This is a genomic window from Pseudomonas sp. JL2, assembly GCF_031570495.1.
In the GTDB taxonomy this organism is placed as follows: domain Bacteria; phylum Pseudomonadota; class Gammaproteobacteria; order Pseudomonadales; family Pseudomonadaceae; genus Aquipseudomonas; species Aquipseudomonas rhizophila.
In genome coordinates, this window is sequence record NZ_JAKUDH010000069.1 from 1 (window position 1) to 1236 (window position 1236).

The following is a 1236-nucleotide window of genomic DNA, read 5'->3' on the forward strand; positions in this document are numbered from 1 at the left end:
TGTAGTGGTCAACTAATCCCGGACACGACGTTAAGTTTTTCTTCGGCCCGAGCTGGCGCCAGCCCACCGTTGAATTGATGGGGGCGAATCCAGTTGTACCGATGCATTAAGAATTGGCTGATATCGCGCTGGGCTTCTTGAGCCGTTCGGTAACCCGTGGTCGGTATCCACTCCGTTTTCAAGCTGCGGAACACGCGCTCCATTGGCGCATTGTCCCAGCAATTTCCCCGGCGACTCATGCTCTGGCGCATGCGATAACGCCACAGCCGCTGGCGAAATAAACGACTCGCATACTGCGACCCTTGATCCGAGTGAAACAGCAGACCCTGAGGTCTTCCTCGTTGCTCGTAAGCCATATCCAGCGCCTTGATAACCAGATCGGCGTCCGGCTTTTCCGACAACGCCCAGCCCACCACCCGGCGCGTGCAAAGATCCAGCACGACAGCCAGGTAATGCCATTTCCCCTGGGCCCAGATGTAGGTGATGTCGCCGCACCACACCTGGTTGGGTGCTGGAGCATCGAACTCCCGATTCAATATGTTCGGGATATCCAACCGTTCAACCGTCGCTCGTTTGTAGGCATGTGATCCGGGTTGTTTACTGACTAAATCAAGCTCGCGCATCAGGCTGCGCACTTTGAACCGACCGAGCTGTTCACCGTCTTCACGCATCAGCGACAAGATGCTACGGCTGCCCGCAGCACTGCGACTTTGCGAGAACAGCTCGCTCACCCGGCTGCGTAACCGAAGTCGTTCGACATCAGGCGTTCGACGCCTAAGACGCTGGGCGTAGTAGCACGAACGGGGGACTTCAAACACCTTGCACAGCCAATCAATCGGCTCATGGACGCTCAGCTGATTGATCAGCGCGTACGCTCGTGATCTTCCGACATCAAGAGCGCGGTAGCCTTTTTTAATATCGATTTTTCCCGTTCAAGGCGGGCAATCCGGGCTTCCAGCTCCTGAATTTTCTGCTGTTCCGGGGTCAATGCTTTGCTCTGCGGAGTGACGCCTTGGCGTTCCTGCTGAACCTGATCAACCCAGCGGCGCAGGGCTGACTCGCCGACGCCGAGTGAACGGCTGGCTTCGATGTAGCTGTAGTTTTGCTTGAGCACGAGGTCGGCAGCCTCGCGTTTGAATTCAGCAGAAAAGGAACGGCGTTGTTTGGTCATCTGACACCTCGATCTGGCGAGCATTCTCGCCTAAATGGGTGTCCGGTTTCATTAGACCACTACAC

At 56.2% G+C, this 1236-nt stretch carries 1 protein-coding gene; it reads right to left on the bottom strand.

The features are described from left to right. Window positions 1–8: 8 nt before the first annotated feature. Window positions 9–1171, bottom strand: a protein-coding gene (locus MKS85_RS28780; protein ID WP_090473899.1) for an IS3 family transposase whose coding sequence is annotated in 2 segments (ribosomal slippage) — window positions 9–916 and window positions 916–1171 — 1164 coding nt in all. Because the reading frame shifts where the segments join, the coding sequence is not laid out codon by codon here. Window positions 1172–1236: the final 65 nt, after the last annotated feature.